Raw genomic sequence first — 21,204 nt, forward strand, 5'->3', positions numbered from 1 at the left:
CTTCGTAAAAAAATATAATAAATATAAATTACCAAATAAATTAGGAGATTTAATAAGCCTCTACTTTAGAATTAGCTAATATTTATATAAATACAATTAATGATATACAATTTAAAACTGATGCTGAGAGTTTGACATTTTTATCATATGATAACTTTTCTTCTGCTATTATTAGTTTTTTTATAGATAATAGAGATTTATTGAATATTAGTACATGTATTTATTGCAATATGTCATATGTTAATATTTTTGAAACTAAAGAAGAAGACGTAATTTATCTATTAAATAAGGCTCCTATAGAAGAATTAGAAAAGGTTTTAAAGGTAAACGAGCCAAATATTACAAAAAGACAACTCACTGGATTTATAAATAGAATTAGAAAAAATAAAAAAAACACATTAAAAGATTATCTTAGTATACAAGGCATAAAAACAAGAATAACGAAAATTATTTCATACCGTATTAAACAACAATTTGATATTGATCATTTTCTGCCTAAAGATAAATGTAATTTGATTTCCCTATCGATTAATAATTTTATTCCTAGCTGTCAAGTTTGCAATTCTAGACTTAAATTGGTAAAAGATGTCTATAGTTCAAATATGACGGCTACTGAACTTGAAACTTTATTTCCAACTAGTCCAAACTATAAATATTCAGAGGAAATGAAGTTTTCAATTGAAACACAAAGTTTCGTAAAGCCAACTTCTTTTGTTAAGACCATAAAGAAATGTAATTTATTATTAAAACCAATAAAATATAAAACATTGTATGAAAAAGAAGCACAAATATTTAGAATTCAAGACAGATATAGATATCATATTATAGAACCATTAACATATTTAGATAAATTAACAATTTTTAATGATTCCTATTTTAAAATGCTAAAAAGTACAACAAAATTAACTGATTACGAAATATCTATATTGAAAGAAGCAATTTTTGAAAGTTTTTTTCGTACAAATAATAAAAGAATATTTGAAAAATTATATATGGATATAGAAGAACAGAATAAAATATAACACAACTAATTAACTCAAAAGATTTTACTGAAAAAGCAAGTGCTATCTGAGTATTTTTTTTATGCAAAACTCACCACCTTTATTCATCGGAGACCTTGTACAGAGTCGCCGAATCATTTATCAGCCTTCCTCTTTTGCTATGCAGAATCTGCTTTATCTGCAGGAAACAGGTTTTCTAACTGCAATTAAACCTCATACTTCAAGCCGACAGAATCTTTCTTCATTTTTATTTTTCTACGTTGAAGAGGGAGAGGGGAGTCTTACTTACCAAAATCAGAATTATTTAATGAAGAAAGGGGATTGTGCTTTTATTGACTGCCGTAATAAATATTCACAAAGTTCTTCCTGTAAAAATCTTTGGTCTCTTAAGTGGGTGCATTTTTATGGCTCTAATATGAGTGAGATTTATGCAAAGTATCTTGAGCGGGGTGGTGGAGTTTGTTTTTCTGTGGATTCTAAGAAGCCTAATCCTTTTGTGCCAGTTCTTGATTTGATTATGGAAACGGCCTCTTCATCATCATATATCCGTGATATGAAGATAAATGAACACCTGTCGCATTTGTTGACTCTTTTGATGGAATATTCCTGGAATCCTGAAAAGGCAAAAGTTTCAAATACAAAATGTCTGAATATTTCAAATGTAAAGGCATTTATTGACCAGAATTTTACAACAAAAATTTCCTTAGAAATGGTTTCAAATCAGTTTAATGTAAATAAATCTTATTTGCTAAGGCTTTTTAAGGAAAATACGGGCCTTACCGTAAATAATTATATTTTGCAAAAACGAATTCTTATGGCCAAAAATGAACTTCGTTTTTCCAATAAGACTTTAGATTTGATTGCAGAAGAATGCGGGCTGGAAGAGGCAAATTATTTTATCCGTGTTTTTAAGAAGATAGAGGGCATGACACCCGGTGAATATAGAAAACGCTGGTAAAATGTCAATATTGTGCTACTTTTGATTTATATTTGCTGATTTATACTTTATAATTATCTAATAAGATTTATATGAAATATTAATTTTGGAGAAATTTATGGCAAACATAGCACTTATAACAGGTATTACAGGTCAGGACGGTTCTTTCCTTGCAGAATTCCTGCTTGAAAAAGGTTACGAAGTACATGGTATTATCCGTCGTTCATCATCTTTTAATACAGGACGCATTGAGCATCTTTATCTTGAAGATGCAATTGAAGATATGCACAAAAATCGTAAAGTTTATTTGCATTATGGTGACCTTACAGATTCTGAAAGTCTTATCCGTTTGATTCGCCAAATAAAACCTACAGAAATTTATAACCTTGGTGCACAGAGTCACGTTCAGGTTTCTTTTGAGGTTCCTGAATATACTGCAGACTGTGATGCTACTGGTGTTCTCCGTATTCTTGAAGCTGTTCACTTCCTTGGAATGGAAAAGACTTGCCGTATTTATCAGGCATCTACTTCTGAACTTTTTGGTCTTGTTCAGGAAGTTCCACAGAAAGAAACAACTCCATTCTATCCACGTTCTCCTTATGCAGTTGCAAAGATGTACGGTTTTTGGATTATGAAGAACTATCGTGAATCTTACGGAATGTTCTGTTCAAATGGTATTTTGTTTAATCATGAATCTGAGCGTCGTGGTGAAACTTTTGTTACCCGTAAAATTACTCTTGCTGCCAGTCGCATTGCACAGGGCTTTCAGAAAAAACTTTACCTTGGTAATTTAAATGCTCTCCGTGACTGGGGATATGCCCGCGACTATGTTGAATGTATGTGGCTCATTTTGCAGCAGGATAAACCTGACGACTTTGTTGTTGCAACTGGTGAACAGCATTCAGTTCGCGAGTTCTGTCAGTACGCTTTCAAAGAAGCTGGTATTGAAATTGAATTCAAAGGTGAAGGTGTAAATGAAAAAGGTTATAACAAGGCAACTGGAGAAGTACTTATTGAAGTTGACCCTAAATACTTCCGCCCTGCAGAAGTAGAAACCTTGCTTGGTGATCCTACAAAGACAAAGAAAGTTCTTGGCTGGAATCCGACAAAGACAAGCTTCCCTGAACTTGTTCGTATAATGATGAAGCATGATATGGAGTATGTAAAGGCTGAAAAAACTTTACATCAGAGATAATTATGGAAAAGAACGCAAAAATTTATGTTGCCGGACACCGCGGACTTGTTGGCGGTTCCATTGTAAGATGCCTTAAAGAAAAAGGTTATACAAACATTATTACAAGAACTCATAAAGAACTTGATTTGCTTAATCAATCTGCCGTAAATGAGTTTTTTGCTGCTGAAAAACCGGAATATGTTTTTCTTGCGGCAGCTCATGTTGGTGGAATTGGAGCTAATTCCACTTACCCGGCTGACTTCATTTACCAAAATATGGTAATTGGCTTTAATGTAGTTGAAGCTGCCCGTATTAATGGTGTAAAGAAGCTGATGAACCTTGGTTCAACTTGTATCTACCCTAAAATGGCAGAACAGCCGATAAAAGAAGAATCTCTTCTTACAGGTCCTCTTGAACCGACAAATGATGCCTATGCCCTTGCAAAAATCAGCGTAATTAAGCTTTGTACTGCTTATAACAAACAGCATGGAACAAACTTTCTCAGCGTTATGCCTACAAACCTTTACGGGTTAGGGGATAATTACGAATTACAGGGAAGTCACGTTTTCCCAGCTATGATTCGCAGGTTCCATGAAGCAAAGGCGAGTGGGGAAGATGTAGTACACCTTTGGGGTGATGGTTCTCCGCTTCGTGAGTTCCTATATGCAGGCGACCTTGCAGATGCTGTCGTTTACCTTATGGAAAATAAAGACGCAGCAGATTTGAGAACTCCTACAGGAGATTTCGTAAACGTTGGAACCGGTAAAGAGTGCACTATCAAAGAACTTGCAGAAACTATAGAAGATGTCGTGTATGCTGATGTCCGTAAAGATGGTCGTAAATGCAAAATGGAATGGGATATCTCAAAGCCGAATGGTACACCACGAAAACTGTGTGATGTAACCCGTCTGAACGCGCTTGGTTGGAAAGCTAAAGTTGATGTGCGGGAAGGTGTAAAAATCGCATACGATGATTTCCTTCATGGGGAAGTAAGGAAGTAAATTTAAAAAGAGGGCATCCGTTTGGATGTCCTTTATTGTTTCGAGGTAACTATGTCAACAATTATTCCAATTATTCTTTCCGGTGGGGCTGGAACCCGCCTTTGGCCTCTTTCCTGGGGCGATCATCCGAAACAATTTTTGTCGCTTGTAAGTGATAAGACAATGATTCAGGAAACTTTGCTTCGTCTTAAAGGTCTTGAAACTGGAAATCCTGTTATTTCTTGTGGAGAAGGATACCGATTCTTGGTCGCACAGCAGATTGGCGAAGTAACTGACAAGAAGCCTACAATCCTTCTTGAATCTATGGCAAAAAATACAGCGCCAGCAATTGCCGCTGCTTGTTGTGCCGCAATGAAGCAGGATAAAGATGCCGTTGTAGTTGTTCTTCCAAGCGACCATGTTATTGCAGACGTTTCTGCTTTCCAGAATGCAGTAAAAACTGCGGCTCTTAATGCAGAAAAAGGCTATCTTGTTACTTTCGGAATTGTACCGACATTTCCTTCAACTGGTTATGGATACGTAAAAGCTGCTGGGGCAGAAACTGACGGTGCTTTTACTCTTGAGAAGTTTGTTGAAAAACCATGCCTTGAAAAAGCTCAGGAATATCTTGCAAGCGGTGAGTATGCATGGAACAGCGGAATGTTTGTTTTCAAGGCATCAACTTTCCTGGACGAATTGAAAGTTCACAATCCTGAAATGGCAGCACTTCCTATCGAGGCTTTTGAAAAAGCAAGTGTAGAGACAGATTTTATCCGCCTTGATAAGGATTCATTCGGTAAAATCAAAGGTGATTCCATTGACTATGCCGTCATGGAGAAAACTTCAAAGGGAAAAATCGTTAAGCTTAATGCCGGCTGGGATGATGTAGGTTCAGGGACTGCCCTTTATGACATCAGCAAGAAGGACGAGAATCAGAATGTCGTAAAAGGTGATGTTATTACTCTTGATACTGCAACAAGCTATATCCGGGGCGGTCAGCGTACAATTGCGACAATCGGTCTTGATAATATTGTAGTTGTCGATAGCGATGATTCACTTTTGATTGCTTCAAAAGATAAAATCCAAGACGTAAAGAAAATCGCAGAAGAAATGAAAAAAAGAGAAGCAAAGCTGTGAAACAAGCACTTCTTTTTCTATTAGAGTTCACTGATTTCAACCACACCTAAGTTCAGTGAACACCCTAACAGAGTATCATATTTGTTACTCATTTACACAGAAAATTTTACAAGGTCAGAAATATGGGTGAACAGAAAGAAAGTGTCGTTAGCGATAAAAATTAATTCGTGTCAATTTCTTTTCTTTGATCTAAATTACTCATCAATAAAAGATAAGCTTAAGTCATTTATTGTAATTTAATATTTGTTTAGCAGATTCAAAATTTCTACGAAGAATAAGAAGTTCAAAATATATAATTAGTTTCAAAATGACGAATATCTATTTTAAGCTTTATAACGTCTTAAATATTGAAGAAATCTGTATCTATTTGATATTTTTTTTTTAATTTTTTTACATAGTTTGAATCTATTTGTTCTGCATAAGATAAAAGCCCATGGATGTATGCTGTTGCTCCAAAAACGGTATTAAACCCCCTATTTAAAGTATGTTGTATTTTGTCTTTTTTAAAGTAGAATAAATGACATTCTAATATGTTTCTAAAATGTTTTGTAAGTTTAACATCAGAAGAATTTACATTTATTCCTAAAATATTTTTACATTTTCCTGGGCGAAAAATCTTTGTTTTATTTTTATTAGGTTCAAAACCATGGGAAATAATAATTGAATATACTGAGTTTAAAACCTTCCTAATATGTGTATCATCAATTTGTTTTGAATTAGTAGAAATAAAAATATCATCAGCATATCTTGAATAATTAAAATCTAAATCTATGGATTGAAGGAAATTATTTATATCTTCATCTAATTGACTAGTTATTAAATTTGCTAACATAGGACTTGTCGCAGCCCCTTGTGGCAGGAATCCGATTTCAGAATTTTGTAGAAATTTGTATTGTTTATTCTTATGGTATATAAATTTTGATGGAAGAGTATCTATTGTCTTATTTCTGCTATCGTTAACTGTACAGATTCTAGCTAATTGAAAAGATAATAATTTATTATAGCCTAATTTGTGAAAATAGTTGTAAACATCAATTTCTGATATAGATTCAAAATAATTTTTAATATCAAATTTAATAAGCCAAGATTGATTACAATGAATTGATGCACAATCTCTGATACTAAGACCTTTCCTAAAAGCATAAGAAAAGTCAGAGATATTTGTATCTTTTTGAAGAATTTCTCTATTTATCCATTGTTGAATTCTAAGTAAATTATAATTGGGGGAATAAATTCTTCTTGTTCCACCAGATCTCTTTCTGATTGAAAAATGTTTATAATTATCTATTTGATTATAGGTATATCTTTTTAAGGCAGGGTAGGGAATATTCAATATTTTCGATAAATGATTTATAGTTAAAATGCAGGGAAAAGGAGTCTTTGAAAAATGAGTATAAATTTTGATAGCATTATTAATTATTGAAAGAGATAACCCCTTTTTTAGTGCTGTTTTTCTATAAAGAGCAGGCTGCCAAATTTTCATCTACTTTAACCATGATGTATATCTATCAATGGAAACGACCCAAGCCACTGCGTAGGAACGAGGCTTCCATTGACAGAAATATTAAGCGGTCGATTTTACCAAGAAAAACAGAAATCTGTCTTTCCAAATGTTTTTAAAACAGGTCTCATTACGAGTAGCTAGACTAATAATTTGGTGCCTGCAATGAAGTAGGATAATAAAAATCATAATTTTCTTCAATATTTGTTTTTGTTTTTTCTTTTTTTCGTTTATTAATCTTTTTTAGTACTAAATATCCTTGTTCTGTAATTTCTTCATTTGGACCAATCCAATTAAATTGTTTTAATTCTTTTATATAGTAATCCAATTGAAAGTTATTTAAATCTAAAAATTTCTTTACAGAATCTTGATTACCACGAAATTTACTAAGATATTTTAAAATAAGAATACTTTTTTTTGTGTCACTTCGAAGAATATAGCTATTCTTTTTTACATAAATTTTTAGTTTTGCATATAAAGTATAAATAAATTGATAAGATCCAATAAATGATGATGAAATTTCGAAATTTGGTCTTGTATACATTAATGGAATCCATACATTTTCTTTTTCACCCCATATAATAATAGGTACATTATTTGGACATTTATGTGAATAAATATACAAGCTGAATGAATCCTTATAACCAAGAGCTTTTTCTGGATCAATTAGATTCCCATACTTAAGGCAAATATTCTCTATTTTTTGTCTTTTCTTTAAATCCCAATCCTTTGCTCCGTATGAAGCATGTATGTTATAAAAAATATTATTACGCGGTATGTATTTATTGTAATAAACAAGAGTATGCATTCCCTGTGATGACAAGTTATGAGAGTAAACATGAAAAGAGATTAATTTTGAGGACCACCAACTTTTTATTGTTTTGTTTCTGAAAAAGAATTTAAAAAAATCATAGATTTGTGTACCAGATGCGCCAATATCATTTATAAAAATAATATTACGGACTTTATTAGCTTTCATACTTTGTAAACTGGGATGATCAAATAAATTATTGTCCTTATTATAATTTTTTCGAAAATCTCTAATAAAGTGTGCGATTTCTCCTTGGCTTCCGACTCCAATATCATTATTAATCTTAATTGGTTTTGCAGAATAGTCCGGAAAATAATCTACCTCAGAACGGAGAATATCACGTACGGCAAATAATGCAATGTTTCCTGTTAATTTATTAATGTAAGCTAATAAATCATTTGTCATTGACTTAATGAAATTGTCATGTGTTATGAATATTAAACTTTCAACAAGTTCCTTTGCATAATATTTATCCTGGGGTGCAAATTGTTTAATCCATTTATTGTAATTAGGTATAAAAGAAGGATCCATAATTATTCCAAAAAAAAGTATTTGTGTTTATTTTAGCTTATTACAGTATATTTATAAATATAAGAATATTATAATTTAAAACTTCTTGAAGAAACTTCACTTTACAATAAAATTGTTGTATAAGGCGTACTTAAAGCTACAGAAACATAAAGTGATTATTTAAGATTTTTCCATTCTGGAAAAATCTTCAGCAGTTTTAGCAGTAACAGCTTTTCCTTTGATAAATTTTGCTTTTACACGAATAGTTTTTCCCCGCATTTTCGTGTAGCGTTCGTCTCTGAAAGTCATAAAATAAGTCCCTTTGATATAAGGAGATTTTTCGCCACCGCTTCTAATTATTTCTTTAATATCTTCAGAAGCGGATAGTTTACAAGTTTTTTCCGGAGATAAATTAGCTTCCATATTTTCAGGAATTCCATCAACAATACATTCTGGATAACAATCCATATACATAATAGTATTAATGCAGAGTTGAAACGATTTTACTTTAAGTTTTGCTTTTTCTTCTTTACTTTTCAAAAAAAAACTGATAAGTATCATCTGTTATTTCAAAGCCACCTGTAACATCTTTACAACAGATTGTAATTAAATGGTTGTCATATAACATGAATTTAAGTGCATAGCTATATTCTTCATCTGGAATACGAACTGCAAAGCAATAAACACTTACTTCTATATTTCCATGGTATGTGTCTGTGTTAGAGTCGGGAGAAAATCGCCATTTGAAGGTGCGTACGATTTCCTCCCGACTCTAACACGGAAACGGAATCCTCTCCGCTGGTTAACTGAAAGAACTTTGTCATATACTGCTTTAGAGTTTGAAGTTCTAAACGAGGATAAAAAGTCTGCATAATGATAATATTTATGCGACATCTATGTTGACATTTTCCGGATACAATGTCAGTTGAAAATTATAGGATATGGTGAGTTTTGTCAATAAATATGTCAAAATGGACAAAAGAATAAGTTATTGATTATTGGCAAAATGAAGAATTTGAACTTGTCGATTCTTCCGACTTATTTGAATAAAATTGATTAACTAGGTTTTATAAACTATGTCAAATATTGCTTTTGATTTTTTAACAGAAAGTTTCCTCTTTAATGAGTCTGCAACGAATTATGCAAGAAGGTCAATTGATGAAATTGATAAGGAACTTCATTCATATCAAGACTACATTTTGAAGCATCTATCAGATATTAATGCTGAAGTTTACAAAGAGTATAACTTTATACAACCGTTATCAAACAAAAGTACGCTACCTTCAATGGAAGAATTACTGCAAGGGTGTATTTTTCTTGATACGTACCTTATTGATGATCCTATTTTCAATTTTAATATCAAGCGAATTAAATTTGCAGATACAGAAAGAGTTTCTATGGGAATGGAAAAACTTTCTAATGACGAAATCAAAGCAGAGTTGGGTTCATATGCGGAATATATGAAATCTTTGACCGCCGGTGTAAATGTTGAAAATGGCTATATAAAATTTTATCCGTTCAGTTTGTGGTTACAGCCAGTTTTTAATCCTGTTATAAAGGTTCCAGATTTATCCATTGAAAATATACCTAAAAATGTTTACGACTGGTTTCAAAATCAAATAGAAGTAAAAAATCTTGAAAAAAACAGAACTAATCCTAAGTTAAAAATTTCAAACAAAATCCTTTTAGAATTTAAGAATGATACAAGTGATAGTGCTTATATTGCACACTATCATGTAATGATCCCTGAAAGATTTGAAAAAGACCATGTTATTGTTAGATTCGATGGTAACTATGTTCCCAACGCAATGGAATACAATACTTGGGTTAATGAAGAAATTATAAAGTATATAAAAAGTAAAATTGAGTTTTTTGTATTTAGAGATAGCATTTGCAATTATTTTAATTCACCAGTGTGTCTTTATAATGATTTTCAGAAAAAGTTTTATAGCACTAATTTTTCTCTTTCACAAAAAAATCATATGTATAACCTGGGGTTCGATTTAAATATTCCAGGACTTGATAAGATGGATTTTGACAAAGCAATGAAAATAAGAAAAAATGCTCACTGGAGTTTTATTGAGTTTCAGAAGAAGATAAAGGAAGATTCAAAACAATTACGAGCAGCCAATGATGAAAAGATTTATAATGACATTATAAAACAGATTGAGAATGATTATCTGGAAGGAATAAAATCGACAAATACTGTTCTGAAATCCATGAAAAAATTATTCTCCGTAAACAATTTGATAAATATGGGGTTTGCAGTAAATTCATATTACACAGGGCAGTTCTCAAAGGTAACAACTGGACTTACTGTTATAAATGGTCTGTATAATGTGTTTGACATTACGAAAACTCAGTTGTCTAATCCGATGTATTTTTTGAAGAAGATGTCGAAATAATGTTGATAAAAAAGCACTTCAATAGGGGATAAAGTTAGTTTCAGCATGGAGAATTTATGACAAATAATTATTTAACTGAAATTGAAAGCAATGATCTTTTAGAAAAAGAATTAAAGTTGTTTTTTCGAGGCCAGGATGATTTCTGCTATTATATTCAGATTTATGATAAAGATGAAATTCTAAGAGATAAGAATTATACCTGCCATTATGAAATTATGCAAATTCGAAATAGTAATGATTTGTATCATTCTAATGGGAAGATATATGTTGAGATACATTTTGAAAGTGAAACAAATAGTCCAAAATTCATTCCATTGATTGAATCTCTAGTAAAACATGATAAAAGGTTGATGAGTTATGAATGGAGTAGCTTTTGTCCTGCAATAAGATTGAAGGATAGTGAGTTTGTTGTTGGTGAAAAAGAAAAGATACTAAGTAATCTGGCAGAATTAAAGAATCGAACTTTGCAATGTCTTCTAGAAAAGTTCAAAGAGATAAAACAAAGTAATGGATTTATAGTTGGGTTTGAATTTGGTAAAGGCAAAAAATCTGCAACAAAGAAGCATTTGCCTGAAATTATTAGAGAGGAAACTGAAATAACTGTTATTCATGAGCAAATAAAAGAAAAACTTATTGAAGAATTAAAAAGGGATAAGAATCTTGAAATAGTTTCTGAGAATGCTGTAAACAAAATTAATTATATTGATATAGCAACTAAGGATAAAAATGGTATAATAACCTTCTATGAAATAAAAACAAATTCAGATGCAAGATTGTGTGTTAGACAGGCTTTAGGTCAGTTAATGGAATACGCATTTTTTCCAAAAGTTAGAAATGCAAATAAAATAGTTGTTGTAGGAACAGGCTCTAGTACTCCTGAAATAGATGAATACATAAGTGAATTGAATGAAAAATTCAACATTCCAGTTGCTTATCGCCAAGTAAAACTTTGATGGGCGTGTTCCTGTATTTAATTAAGTCTTGTCATTTACTTAGATTTTATGGCAGACTCATTTATAAACAGAAAAATAAGTACTTTCCGTACCCAAAATACAAAAAATAAGAGACTCTGTGTTATGTTTTTTGATTTGCTGCCATTCTTTTTTGTCTAGAGGTGATGGTATTGGATTACTTTCTGGATGTGTATGCCATTCCCCCAAAAATGATATTGCCCTGTTTTTATGCGTGCGGAGTTTTGAAAAGATAGAAAGATGATTACTGTCGTTTCTTTCAAAATATTTTCGTTTTTGAATATCTTCTGGAAAGGGAACTGTTACTTTAGTAATTTCAAAATTATTTCCATGTCTATATCCTAGCAATAAACCTCCGGCTTCAGGTTTCAGTTTATCATTTTGTACAAATTTTAGAATTGTTTTTGCTGCAGATTTTGAAAAAATGACAACTGAAAAAGGTGATGTTGTTATAACAATTCCTTCTGTTAGTTTTCTGAGCATATAGGACAATCCTCATATAGTTCAATTTTATTATAAGTAATTAATCCAGATTCTATATCTTGGGTGTAGAACATTGTATTGGCAATTTGGTTATTTACAAAGTCAAGAATAACCCTACATGTCAGAAGTGCAGCTTGTTGTGATACAATTATTGGAAATGGAACATATACAGAACTGCATGAATTACGTTTTGGAAAATTTTCAGGTATGTCTTTTCTGAAATAGAATTTGGAGTATTTAAAACATTCATGACAAGGTGCTTTTGTGTTTGGAATAATAAGACAATTCACTTCCTTGCCATCTGTGCGTATCCATGCAATAATAAGAACTGTCTTATTGTCTAAAGTTTTGTATTTTCTATTAATATAATCCGTAATATTTTCCTCTCCTGTTGTATCAATAATCATATTGAATGTATCTAATGAATAATTAGTGATGGAATAAGAGAATGACTCAATATTTATAAAAGAATTTGAGGATAGAATATTATTTCTTAATTCAACAGCTTTGTTTTTGCCAAATGACGAAAAAGATAATGTATGTCTTGAATAGTTTTCCGGCATATAAATATCATTATCTATTATTGCAATTTTGTGATTAACTGTATTTCCTGCGCCTAGTCGTACAAGTTGCTCTAATAAATTACTTCCTATTGTTCCTCCTCCTACAACTGCAATATCATAATTTGATAAATCTGGAAAAGATGAGTCTATATTGCTTTGTAAAACTTTTTTTCGGGTAATATTATTAACCCAAAAACGCACTGTATCATATTTATTAAGAAAAGCTTTTCTTTGTGCTTCATTTTTATGCTTTATAACTTTTATCTCGCTTTTATATATAAAATGTATTCCAAAAAGCAATTGTTCTTTTCTTGTGTAAAAAACTATAGTAGTATCAAGAAAAAGTTTTGCCTTTCGCTTTATTTCTTTTGATACTTTCTCATTTTGTATCCATTCAATAATATCATCTCTAGTTTCTGGTGGCCAATTAATACCTTGTATATTTGGAACACTTTCTATTTCAAAAATAGGAATACAATTTTCATTATAAATCTTTGTTTCTCTGAGCCAATTATTTTCTCTAAATACAAGTGTGGGAATACCTTTTTCAAAGTTACAGAAATAATTTTTATCTCCATCCCAGTAACTTTTAAATTCCGGAACTATTTCGTCCATGTCATCTTCTTGTACATTATTTAGGATTTGTTTAAGACTATCTATAACAAATTTGACGGAACCTTGAATATTTGTAGTATCAAATACAATACTGTTATCATGATAGCATATATCTAAACCTAGGCTGGTTATACTCATGTGAGGAAAATGATAAGCTTTAAAAAATGATTTTGATTTTTCTCCAATAATTGCAATTGGAAATGTAAGTATATCTTTCTTAAAGAATAATTCAATTTCAACATTTCCATAATGCATAGTATCTATATAGCCAGAATAAATGAAATATTTATTACATAAATCAGGCTTAAAGCATGAGATAAAATTATAATCTGCTAGATATCTTGTTACTTGTTTTATCAACCGGCACGAGTCCTTGTTAGAGGTCTAGACTTAGATGCTTCATTTATAGGAGTTGATTTTACATACTCTCGCAAACGTTCTTTTTCGTGAATAACAAAACTTTCCAATGGGAATCTTGTACCAAGATGCTTTCTTAATAATTTACAAGCTTCTTCATCTGTAATCATTTCATTTGTTATGGCTGAAGATAAATCTTTAGAAAAAGCTTTTGCATACTCTTTCAATAATTCGCAATCTGATTCATCTATTGGTAGTGGTTCATTTTCTGCTTTATTTTTGACAGGTTCGCCACTCTCCAATCTATTTGGTATTTTGCTAATAAGGTCTAAAAAAGCTATGTCATCTCCTAAATTGTTTTCATATTGAAATAAGTCATCTGCAAGACACATGAGATATATGGATTTAGGACCACCGTTTTCCCATTTAAAGTCCCGCCATGCTTTTAAATACCTGCATAATCTGCGGAGTTGTTCTCCTTTCTTTTCAAATGCATCGGCAAAGTACATGTTGATTTTCCGAGGATCCGATTCCTGCCAGTCACCGTTTCTTCTTCCTAGCAGAACTTTTTTAAAATTGAAATCATCCCAACTTTCTGTTTCATCAAATTTTGAATCTGCCGCACAAAATGATTTACTGAAACTCTCTGTTGCATGTTCATGTATTGATGAAAACTCGTCGTCCGGTACGGAATATAACGGAATATCTATATGAAGCTGTGAATTAATACAAACTCTTGAGCAAGTTTGTTTTTTAGTATTTATTCCTTTCCAATGATTCTCTTCTGCCAATTTTTGAAGAGCATTATCTACTGTTGTATAATAAATATTAGCTGCCGTTTTGGGTTTTCCTGTGTCTTGAATTTCTGAAAAGGGTAAATAGCACCCAATATCATAATCTACTTCTTGTGAAGAATAACATGGAGTGTTCTGAGTTTTATAACCTGCAGATCCCTGTGTCATAAATCTTGGATGTATACCATATTCTTTAGAAATTGCTTCATTAAGACATATTTTGATTTTTGAAACAGCATCTCGCATCAGTTGATTTTGTTCTTCACTTAGGCTAATATTTTTGAGTAAGTTATTTTTCCCTCTGAAAAATAATGGTGAAAGGTTTCTCACTGGCTACTCTCCTTATATATCATTACAATTGGAATCAAAATCTAGGGCAGAATAATTCTTTAGGAATTTGAAGTTTTCAGTTCCCATAAATTTTTGGACAGCAGATTCCGCCTTTTGCATTAAAAGATCTTTTGATTTTTCTGATACAGCATCTAGTTTAATTTTTTTTGCTTGCTCATCAGACGTCTCTGCATCAATAGAATAATATCGATTTCCTAAAACATATTTTAAGAAAAAGTGTGTGGTATTTTCTTGGCAAGAAAATATAAGACTTATTAGTTTAGCACCCCACGATAAGAAAGAGGAGGTTAAAATACAGTTTGATGATGAGGATATGAATTTCTGTGAAATTGTACCTATGTGTAATTGGTGTATATTTTGAACATCTTGATTTAAATATTTTTGAGCTTCTATTGTTGCAAAGTATCCCGGATGGTTGGCAACCAATCCTCCATCAACAAAATCTCCAAGTGTACTATGATATATGGGAAAGTATGTTGGGGCTGCGCTCGTTGCCATAGCAACATCAATAAGTTTTGTGTTCTTATCTTTACATAACTCTGAACAATGTGGGGTTTTGAACAATTGAGTTTTTCCTTCTGTGTAGTTAATAGTTGGAATAATAATTCTGTGTTTTAAGTCTCCTATTGTTTTATCCTCAAACAAAATGGTTAGAGTGTCTTTCAATCCTGAATTATTATATTTTGAGTTGAATAATATACCCTTAGACCAGAGATGTCGTTTTTTGAATATAATATTACCTTTTTCAATAAAGAGGGATTCGATTTCTTTTGCAGGTATTTCCAGCGCTAGAGCAATTGCGATTATTCCACCAATTGATGTTCCTGCAATGAGATCAAACTTTTTTGCAATGGGGCAACCAAATTCTTTTTCTAAACAACTAAGTACGCGTGCAGAAAACAGACCTTTGTAACCACCACCAGATAAAGCTAAAATATTAAAAGGATTCATACTATAAATATAAAAAAGAAAATTAGTTTTGGTCAAATTTATTAGTAAAGAAACAGACGAATTTTGTAAGTTGATTTATAGGGCACCATTATTCTTAATTGTTAAACTTAAATTAAATATATTTTCTGAAAAAAATCGTGATTAAATATGATAAAAGAGAAAAATTATGAAAGATTTTTTTTAAGAAACCTGCACACAAATATTAAACACTTAAAAAATAGCATTATAAATGCAACTTACTATTCTTAATTACTTTTTTTAAGACATAGATATAAAAAGGATAACATAAGTGATATAATAAATGAAGGTTTAATATAATAAGAGTTCATATGGATATAAATTTAAGCCAGCAGGTTCTAACTGCAGTATATGATTTTTTTGTTTCTTCTCACGATTTTAATGGCATACCCTTAAGAAATATATCTAAACAGTTTGAGATAGATTATATTGAATCAATTGAAATTATAAAAGATTTAGTGAAAAATAATTTAATATCTATTCAGTCTAGTACAAATCCCCATATTATAGGTCATCAACATTTTACTATTGAAAGTCAGTTAAAAGTTCTTGATATGGCTAAAGATATTCAGGAAGAAGAGTTTCTTTCCATGGAAACATTAAAATTTGTGTCTGAAAATACCGAGTATCCGATATGTCTATATCCGTCACAAGAATATTTAAGGGAAAATAGAGATGTATCTGATCTATATATTAAACCATATACGAAAATGTTAGCTTTGGGAGAACCTCAATTATGTTTTCATTTTTTTGAAATTGATGTATTAGACCGTTATTATAACGACCCAAGATATATCTTTTCCTTTCAAGATTATTCTGGATTAATTTCATGTGAAAAAGATGAAGATGGTAATCCTATACTAGAGAAAAAAGATCAAATTTTTTTAGAAACATTCGGTTTAGGATTTGATGAGAACAATAACAGAGTAGCTGTTACTTTTACGCGATATCTCAATGACTTACCATCTTGTCATCAATTATATTGGAGAACTAAAGAAATTACAGATAATTGTTCTTGTAAGGTACTTGAGGAATACTATAAAAATGCTATTCAAGGGGAATTTACAAATTCAATTTCGATTTTTTCAGGATTTATAAATGAGCTAAACTGTATATATGATTTAACAAAACATATTTTTGGAAAAAGTTTACTTAATCAGAAATTTGATGCTGATGATAAAAGACCAAAAGAGATGTCTTTTTTCTTTATTCCAACATCTAAAAATTATGATGATTTTGTACTTCTATTAGACAAAATGTTATCTGATAATATTAATAAGAGATTCTTTTATGGATTTGTTTCAGAGTATGAATTAGTTCCTGTTGAAAACAATCTTGTTGAGCGAAGAATGAAGGGAACTATAAAAATGTTAGAAGAATGGTTTGCTCAAAATTTCAAAGCAAAAGATGAGCAGTTGTTAAAAGATATATTTAAATACTTGAAAGAAATACGGAGAGAAAGACAAAATCCAGCCCATCGGATAAGCAAAAATGTTTATGATAAACAATATATTGATAAGCAAAAAGAAATGATAGATAAGGCCTATACAATAACCAGATCGTTAAGAACTGCATTTCAGCAGCATCCTTTTGCTAAAAACTTTGAAATACCTCTTTATTTGGATGATGCAAATATTAAAATATTCTAAGGTAAATATATGAAAGAACAAGAACTAAAAGAGTTTATTGCAAAATACTATTCTCGTGAAAATGAAAGCTGCGAATGGAAAGAATTCAAAGAATTAAAGCATTCTGTTTCTGGTAAAGATATGGATGATGTTATTTCTTATGTTTCAGCTCTTTCTAACATGAATGGTGGTACTCTGATTATTGGGGTAAAAGATCAATCACTTGATATAATAGGTATTCAAGATTTTTATAATTATACGCCTGAGAATTTAAAATTCCGCATTTTGGATCTATGCACGAACCTTCCGTCTGATAACTTTTATGTTGATGAATATGTTACTGATGATACAAAAAAGACAGTCTGGATTATTCATGTTCCAAAACATAATCCAAGAAAGCCTGTAATTGCACATACAAAAGCCTACATGAGAATAGGTGATTCTCTTGTTGAAATGAGTGAGGAACGACATAATAAAATTCTTCATGAACTGATAATTGATGATGACTGGACTGCAAAAATAATTCCTGATGCAACTATAGAAGATTTGGATAAAGAGGCTATAGAGAAAGCTCGCAAAGAATTCAAAAATCGTAATCCTAAATATGCAAATGAAATGGAATCTTGGGATGATGAAAAATTTCTGAATAAGGCAAAATTACTTATTCAAGGAAGAATAACAAGAACTGCAATCTTACTTTTAGGTAAAGAGGAATCTGAGCATTTTATCAATCCGTCAGTTATGAAGATACGCTGGTCCTTAAAAACTCATACAAATGAAAATAAAGACTATGAAGTCTTTTCCATTCCAATGATTTTGGCTGTTGATGAACTTTTAGCAAAAATAAGAAATGTAAGAATGATTTCAATTAGACCAGGTACTCTTTTTCCAGAAGAAATGATGAGATATGATCCTTTTACAATTCGCGAACCCTTAAATAATTGTATAGCTCATCAGGATTATACTATGGGTGCTAGAATTGAGGTCGTTGAATACGAAGATGAAAAATTGATTTTTAGAAATGCAGGCTCCTTTATTCCAACTTCAGTTGAAAGGGTAGTTATGAATGACTGTCCGGAATCTGTTTATAGAAATCCTTTCTTAGTTGAAGCAATGCGTAATCTTGGGATGATAGAAACTCAGGGCGGTGGTATACGAAAACTCTATCTGCAGCAACGAAAAAGATGTTTCCCAATGCCTGATTATACTTTTGAAGAAAACTATGTAAAAGTTGAAATTGTTGGAAATGTAATAGATGAAAAATTCGCAAGAATTATTCTGAAGAATAATGATTTATCTTTAGTTGAAGTAATGGCTTTAGATAAAATCCAAAAGAGAAAAGAGATTTCTGAGTATGAGATAAAACTTTTAAGGAATCGAAATTTAATAGAAGGCCGAAAACCAAATTTCTATATTGCAGCAGAAATATCGAAGAATACAAAAGATAGTAAATTAATGGCTTCGTATATTAGAAATAGAGCATTTGATGATGATGTATACAAACAGCAAATACTTGCTTATCTCGAACAATATGGTAAAGCTAACAGACGTCAGATACAGGAACTGATAGGTAAGCATCTGTCGGATATTCTTACTGAAGAAAAGAAATATAATAAGATAAAAAATATCTTACAGTCTATGCGTACGGCTGGTTTAATTAATGTAGATGAAGACAAAAATTGGTATAAAGTCTAAATTAGACAAGTTTAGACAAGTTTAGACAAGTTTAGACAAGTTTAGACAAGTTTAGACAAGTTTAGACAAGTTTTTAGTAGAGATTGATAATAATCAAATAAATGGCAATATCAAAGATCTGTATTGAAAGTTGCAGGAATTTTATTGTAAGAAATAACGAGAATAAATTATTTTGCAAATGTCATAAAATTAGCTTTCACCTTGACAACCCTTCATTTTTCCTCTATATTATATATGTCAGTTTAATATAAGTATTAAAAAGACTCGTGCAGAAACACGGGTCTTTTTTGTTACCTGCGCTTGTAATCTGCGTAAAACTGGCACTGAAACTAGGATATGGAATATACATCATATAAATCAATTAAATACTATCCTGAGTGTGCGGCTCTTGTAGAAGAAATGGGCTACAAGCTTGTAGACCTTAAGATTGTTCCTGCAAAAACAATCACTAAGATTTCTGCAATTGTCTGCACTAAGGAGCCTGACGGGAATATGGGCGTAAATGACTGCGCTAAGGTTCACCGCGTGCTTCTTCCAAAGCTTGAAGAGCTTTTGGGAACTGAAGAAACAAGCATGGAGCTTACAAGCCCGGGCATTGAGCATAATCTTAAGAATGCGGCTGAGTTTGCGCTTTTTGTAGGCAGAAATGTCCGCATCTGGGATAAAACCCTTACAGACTGGATCAGCGGAAAAATCCTTTCTGCTGATGAAAAATCGGTTACAATACAAAAGGACGAGGGTACAGAATATACTCAGACTTTTGAAAATATAGCAAAGGCAAAATTTATTTCTGCCTCAAATAATACAAAGAAGGAAAAGGAGGCTTAAAATGTCAGAAATGGCAGAAGCTATCCGTCGTTTGATTGAAGAAAAAGGTTATTCTGAAGAATCAGTACGACAGACTATCGAAAAGGCGCTTAAGGCTGCTTATAAAAAGAGATATGGAACAGACGAGAACGCAATCGTAAAATTTGCAGACGATATGTCGGATGTGTCGCTTTTCTCAAGAAAAGTTGTAATTGACGGTGTTTACGACCCTACAATGGAAATTGAACTTGAAGAAGCCCGCGCACTTGCAGGTGATGAGATTGAAGAGGGTGATGAAATTGATATTCTTGAAGACCCTAAATCTTATGAGCGCTCAGAAGTTTCTACTGGTAAGCAGACTGCTCATCAGGGGCTCAACGAAACTTACAAGACATCTCTTTATAACGAATATAAAGACAAAGTTGGCGAAATCATCATCGGTTACTACCAGCGCGAACGCAACGGAAACATCTACGTTGACCTTGGAAACGCAGGCCGCCTTGAAGGTGTGCTTCCTGTTAAATATCAGTCTAAGCTTGAATTCTATGACAAGAATGACCGCATTAAGGCCCTTATCGTAGACATTAAGCCTACTAACTCTGGTATTCAGCTTATTCTTTCACGCAGCGATCCAAAGCTTGTATGCTCTATTCTGGAAAAAGAAGTTCCTGAAATTGCAGACGGCACTGTAGAAATTGTTAAGGCTGTACGTGATGCAGGCTACCGCACAAAGATTGCTGTAAGCACAAAACGCGAAGAAGTTGACCCTGTTGGAGCTTGTGTTGGTCTTAAAGGTGTTCGTATTCAGAACGTTATCCGCGAGCTTTTGAACGAAAAAATCGATGTTCTTAAGTATGAATCTGATCCTGCTGAGTTCATTAAAAATGCCCTTTCACCGGCTCAGGTTAACCGCGTAGTTATCATGGATGCAGAAAAACGTCAGGCTCTTGCAATCGTTGATGAAAGCCAGTTCTCTCTTGCAATCGGCCGTCAGGGACAGAACGTTCGCCTTGCTAACCGCTTGTGTGACTGGAACATCGATGTTAAGACAGAAGAGCAGGCAGCAGACATTGACTTCTCTAATGTTAATACTGTTCAGAATGCACGTGCTCTCTTTAATGATGAGGCTGCAGAAGAAGAAAATTATGATGAAATTACAACTGTGGCAGAGTTGCCTGGTGTAAATAAAGAGGTTGCCGAACTTCTTAAGGCAAATGGAATTGAGCAGATTCAGGACTTTGTTGAAGCTTACGATTCAGATAAGATTCAGATTGAAGGTGTTACAAAAGAAGCACTTGATGAAATCAATAATCTTATTAATGAAAACGTAGAGTTCGTAGAAGACGAAGCTGAAACTGAAGAGGCTCCGGCTCAGGCTGAAAGCACAGAAAAAGCTGAAGAAGAGGAAGAATACTTCTGTCCTGAATGTGGAGCTAAAATCACTCTTGATATGACTCACTGTCCAAACTGTGGATGTGAGTTTGAATTCGAAGAGGATGCAGAATAGAGGTAAAG

At 32.1% G+C, this 21,204-nt stretch carries 18 protein-coding genes; 11 read left to right on the forward strand and 7 right to left on the reverse strand.

The window, feature by feature from the left end:
• Positions 1-230 precede the first annotated feature (230 nt).
• From T530_RS0100555 to T530_RS13145, 5 genes are all read left to right on the forward strand, one after another.
• Positions 231-1,022, forward strand: coding sequence for a hypothetical protein (locus T530_RS0100555; RefSeq protein ID WP_027727326.1), 792 nt, complete (start codon positions 231-233; stop codon positions 1,020-1,022).
• A gap of 61 nt (positions 1,023-1,083) precedes the next feature.
• Entirely contained in the window at positions 1,084-1,959 is an 876-nt protein-coding gene (locus tag T530_RS0100560; RefSeq protein WP_051537694.1) for an AraC family transcriptional regulator, read from the forward strand.
• Between the two features lie 97 nt (positions 1,960-2,056).
• On the forward strand, positions 2,057-3,133 hold the full coding sequence (gene gmd / locus T530_RS0100565) for a GDP-mannose 4,6-dehydratase (protein WP_027727328.1): 1,077 nt from the start codon (positions 2,057-2,059) through the stop codon (positions 3,131-3,133).
• A gap of 2 nt (positions 3,134-3,135) precedes the next feature.
• Entirely contained in the window at positions 3,136-4,113 is a 978-nt protein-coding gene (locus tag T530_RS0100570) for a GDP-L-fucose synthase (RefSeq protein WP_027727329.1), read from the forward strand.
• A 51-nt stretch (positions 4,114-4,164) separates the two neighbouring features.
• Positions 4,165-5,229 carry a mannose-1-phosphate guanylyltransferase/mannose-6-phosphate isomerase gene (locus T530_RS13145; protein ID WP_038073399.1) on the forward strand — a complete coding sequence of 355 codons (1,065 nt, stop codon included), beginning with the start codon at positions 4,165-4,167 and terminating at the stop codon, positions 5,227-5,229.
• A 340-nt stretch (positions 5,230-5,569) separates the two neighbouring features.
• Here the strand turns inward: T530_RS13145 and T530_RS0100580 are convergent, their stop codons facing one another.
• The 3 genes from T530_RS0100580 to T530_RS0100590 form a co-directional block, all read right to left on the reverse strand.
• The gene (locus T530_RS0100580) at positions 5,570-6,712 is read right to left on the reverse strand and encodes a reverse transcriptase domain-containing protein (protein WP_027727330.1); all 1,143 of its coding nucleotides are present in this window, start codon (positions 6,710-6,712) and stop codon (positions 5,570-5,572) included.
• Between the two features lie 163 nt (positions 6,713-6,875).
• Positions 6,876-8,072 (reverse strand): hypothetical protein, encoded by a 1,197-nt coding sequence (locus tag T530_RS0100585; protein WP_027727331.1) that lies wholly within the window; start codon positions 8,070-8,072, stop codon positions 6,876-6,878.
• A 159-nt stretch (positions 8,073-8,231) separates the two neighbouring features.
• Positions 8,232-8,591 carry a hypothetical protein gene (locus tag T530_RS0100590; RefSeq protein WP_156011474.1) on the reverse strand — a complete coding sequence of 120 codons (360 nt, stop codon included), beginning with the start codon at positions 8,589-8,591 and terminating at the stop codon, positions 8,232-8,234.
• 536 nt (positions 8,592-9,127) lie between these two features.
• Here T530_RS0100590 and T530_RS0100595 point away from each other — a divergent pair.
• Both T530_RS0100595 and T530_RS0100600 read left to right on the forward strand, forming a co-directional pair.
• The gene (locus T530_RS0100595) at positions 9,128-10,456 is read left to right on the forward strand and encodes a hypothetical protein (RefSeq protein ID WP_027727333.1); all 1,329 of its coding nucleotides are present in this window, start codon (positions 9,128-9,130) and stop codon (positions 10,454-10,456) included.
• A 56-nt stretch (positions 10,457-10,512) separates the two neighbouring features.
• A complete protein-coding gene (locus T530_RS0100600) occupies positions 10,513-11,409 on the forward strand; it encodes a hypothetical protein (RefSeq protein WP_027727334.1) in 897 nt (298 codons plus the stop codon).
• Between the two features lie 57 nt (positions 11,410-11,466).
• Here the strand turns inward: T530_RS0100600 and T530_RS13150 are convergent, their stop codons facing one another.
• From T530_RS13150 to T530_RS0100620, 4 genes are all read right to left on the reverse strand, one after another.
• Positions 11,467-11,910 (reverse strand): Mov34/MPN/PAD-1 family protein, encoded by a 444-nt coding sequence (locus tag T530_RS13150; protein ID WP_051537695.1) that lies wholly within the window; start codon positions 11,908-11,910, stop codon positions 11,467-11,469.
• The gene (locus tag T530_RS0100610) at positions 11,895-13,343 is read right to left on the reverse strand and encodes a ThiF family adenylyltransferase (protein WP_038073209.1); all 1,449 of its coding nucleotides are present in this window, start codon (positions 13,341-13,343) and stop codon (positions 11,895-11,897) included. Before T530_RS0100610 ends, T530_RS13150 begins: the two co-directional genes overlap by 16 nt.
• Positions 13,344-13,444: 101 nt before the next feature.
• Complete coding sequence (locus tag T530_RS13155) at positions 13,445-14,569, reverse strand: cyclic GMP-AMP synthase DncV-like nucleotidyltransferase (RefSeq protein ID WP_051537697.1); 1,125 nt, start codon at positions 14,567-14,569, stop codon at positions 13,445-13,447.
• 12 nt (positions 14,570-14,581) lie between these two features.
• Positions 14,582-15,541, reverse strand: coding sequence for a CBASS cGAMP-activated phospholipase (locus T530_RS0100620; RefSeq protein WP_027727336.1), 960 nt, complete (start codon positions 15,539-15,541; stop codon positions 14,582-14,584).
• A gap of 329 nt (positions 15,542-15,870) precedes the next feature.
• Between T530_RS0100620 and T530_RS0100625 the strand changes: the two genes are divergently transcribed.
• The 4 genes from T530_RS0100625 to nusA all read left to right on the forward strand — a co-directional run bounded on the left by T530_RS0100625 (position 15,871) and on the right by nusA (position 21,196).
• Positions 15,871-17,208, forward strand: a complete 1,338-nt coding sequence (locus T530_RS0100625) for a hypothetical protein (RefSeq protein WP_027727337.1) — start codon at positions 15,871-15,873, stop codon at positions 17,206-17,208.
• 9 nt (positions 17,209-17,217) lie between these two features.
• Positions 17,218-18,882, forward strand: a complete 1,665-nt coding sequence (locus tag T530_RS0100630) for an RNA-binding domain-containing protein (protein WP_027727338.1) — start codon at positions 17,218-17,220, stop codon at positions 18,880-18,882.
• 336 nt (positions 18,883-19,218) lie between these two features.
• Positions 19,219-19,710, forward strand: coding sequence for a ribosome assembly cofactor RimP (locus T530_RS0100635; protein ID WP_027727339.1), 492 nt, complete (start codon positions 19,219-19,221; stop codon positions 19,708-19,710).
• Between the two features lies 1 nt (position 19,711).
• Positions 19,712-21,196, forward strand: a complete 1,485-nt coding sequence (gene nusA / locus T530_RS0100640) for a transcription termination factor NusA (RefSeq protein ID WP_027727340.1) — start codon at positions 19,712-19,714, stop codon at positions 21,194-21,196.
• Positions 21,197-21,204 lie beyond the last annotated feature (8 nt).

It is taken from the genome of Treponema sp. C6A8 (assembly GCF_000619925.1).
Taxonomy (GTDB): domain Bacteria; phylum Spirochaetota; class Spirochaetia; order Treponematales; family Treponemataceae; genus Treponema_D.

Bases quoted from the DNA above. Each gene is read 5' to 3' on its own strand.
- T530_RS0100555 (WP_027727326.1), top strand. From the start codon at position 231: ATGTCATATGTTAATATTTTTGAAACTAAAGAAGAAGACGTAATTTAT.
- T530_RS0100560 (WP_051537694.1), top strand. From the start codon at position 1,084: ATGCAAAACTCACCACCTTTATTCATCGGAGACCTTGTACAGAGTCGC.
- gmd (WP_027727328.1), top strand. From the start codon at position 2,057: ATGGCAAACATAGCACTTATAACAGGTATTACAGGTCAGGACGGTTCT.
- T530_RS0100570 (WP_027727329.1), top strand. From the start codon at position 3,136: ATGGAAAAGAACGCAAAAATTTATGTTGCCGGACACCGCGGACTTGTT.
- T530_RS13145 (WP_038073399.1), top strand. From the start codon at position 4,165: ATGTCAACAATTATTCCAATTATTCTTTCCGGTGGGGCTGGAACCCGC.
- T530_RS0100580 (WP_027727330.1), bottom strand. From the start codon at position 6,712: ATGAAAATTTGGCAGCCTGCTCTTTATAGAAAAACAGCACTAAAAAAG.
- T530_RS0100585 (WP_027727331.1), bottom strand. From the start codon at position 8,072: ATGGATCCTTCTTTTATACCTAATTACAATAAATGGATTAAACAATTT.
- T530_RS0100595 (WP_027727333.1), top strand. From the start codon at position 9,128: ATGTCAAATATTGCTTTTGATTTTTTAACAGAAAGTTTCCTCTTTAAT.
- T530_RS0100600 (WP_027727334.1), top strand. From the start codon at position 10,513: ATGACAAATAATTATTTAACTGAAATTGAAAGCAATGATCTTTTAGAA.
- T530_RS13150 (WP_051537695.1), bottom strand. From the start codon at position 11,910: ATGCTCAGAAAACTAACAGAAGGAATTGTTATAACAACATCACCTTTT.
- T530_RS0100610 (WP_038073209.1), bottom strand. From the start codon at position 13,343: ATGCATTATGGAAATGTTGAAATTGAATTATTCTTTAAGAAAGATATA.
- T530_RS0100620 (WP_027727336.1), bottom strand. From the start codon at position 15,541: ATGAATCCTTTTAATATTTTAGCTTTATCTGGTGGTGGTTACAAAGGT.
- T530_RS0100625 (WP_027727337.1), top strand. From the start codon at position 15,871: ATGGATATAAATTTAAGCCAGCAGGTTCTAACTGCAGTATATGATTTT.
- T530_RS0100630 (WP_027727338.1), top strand. From the start codon at position 17,218: ATGAAAGAACAAGAACTAAAAGAGTTTATTGCAAAATACTATTCTCGT.
- T530_RS0100635 (WP_027727339.1), top strand. From the start codon at position 19,219: ATGGAATATACATCATATAAATCAATTAAATACTATCCTGAGTGTGCG.
- nusA (WP_027727340.1), top strand. From the start codon at position 19,712: ATGTCAGAAATGGCAGAAGCTATCCGTCGTTTGATTGAAGAAAAAGGT.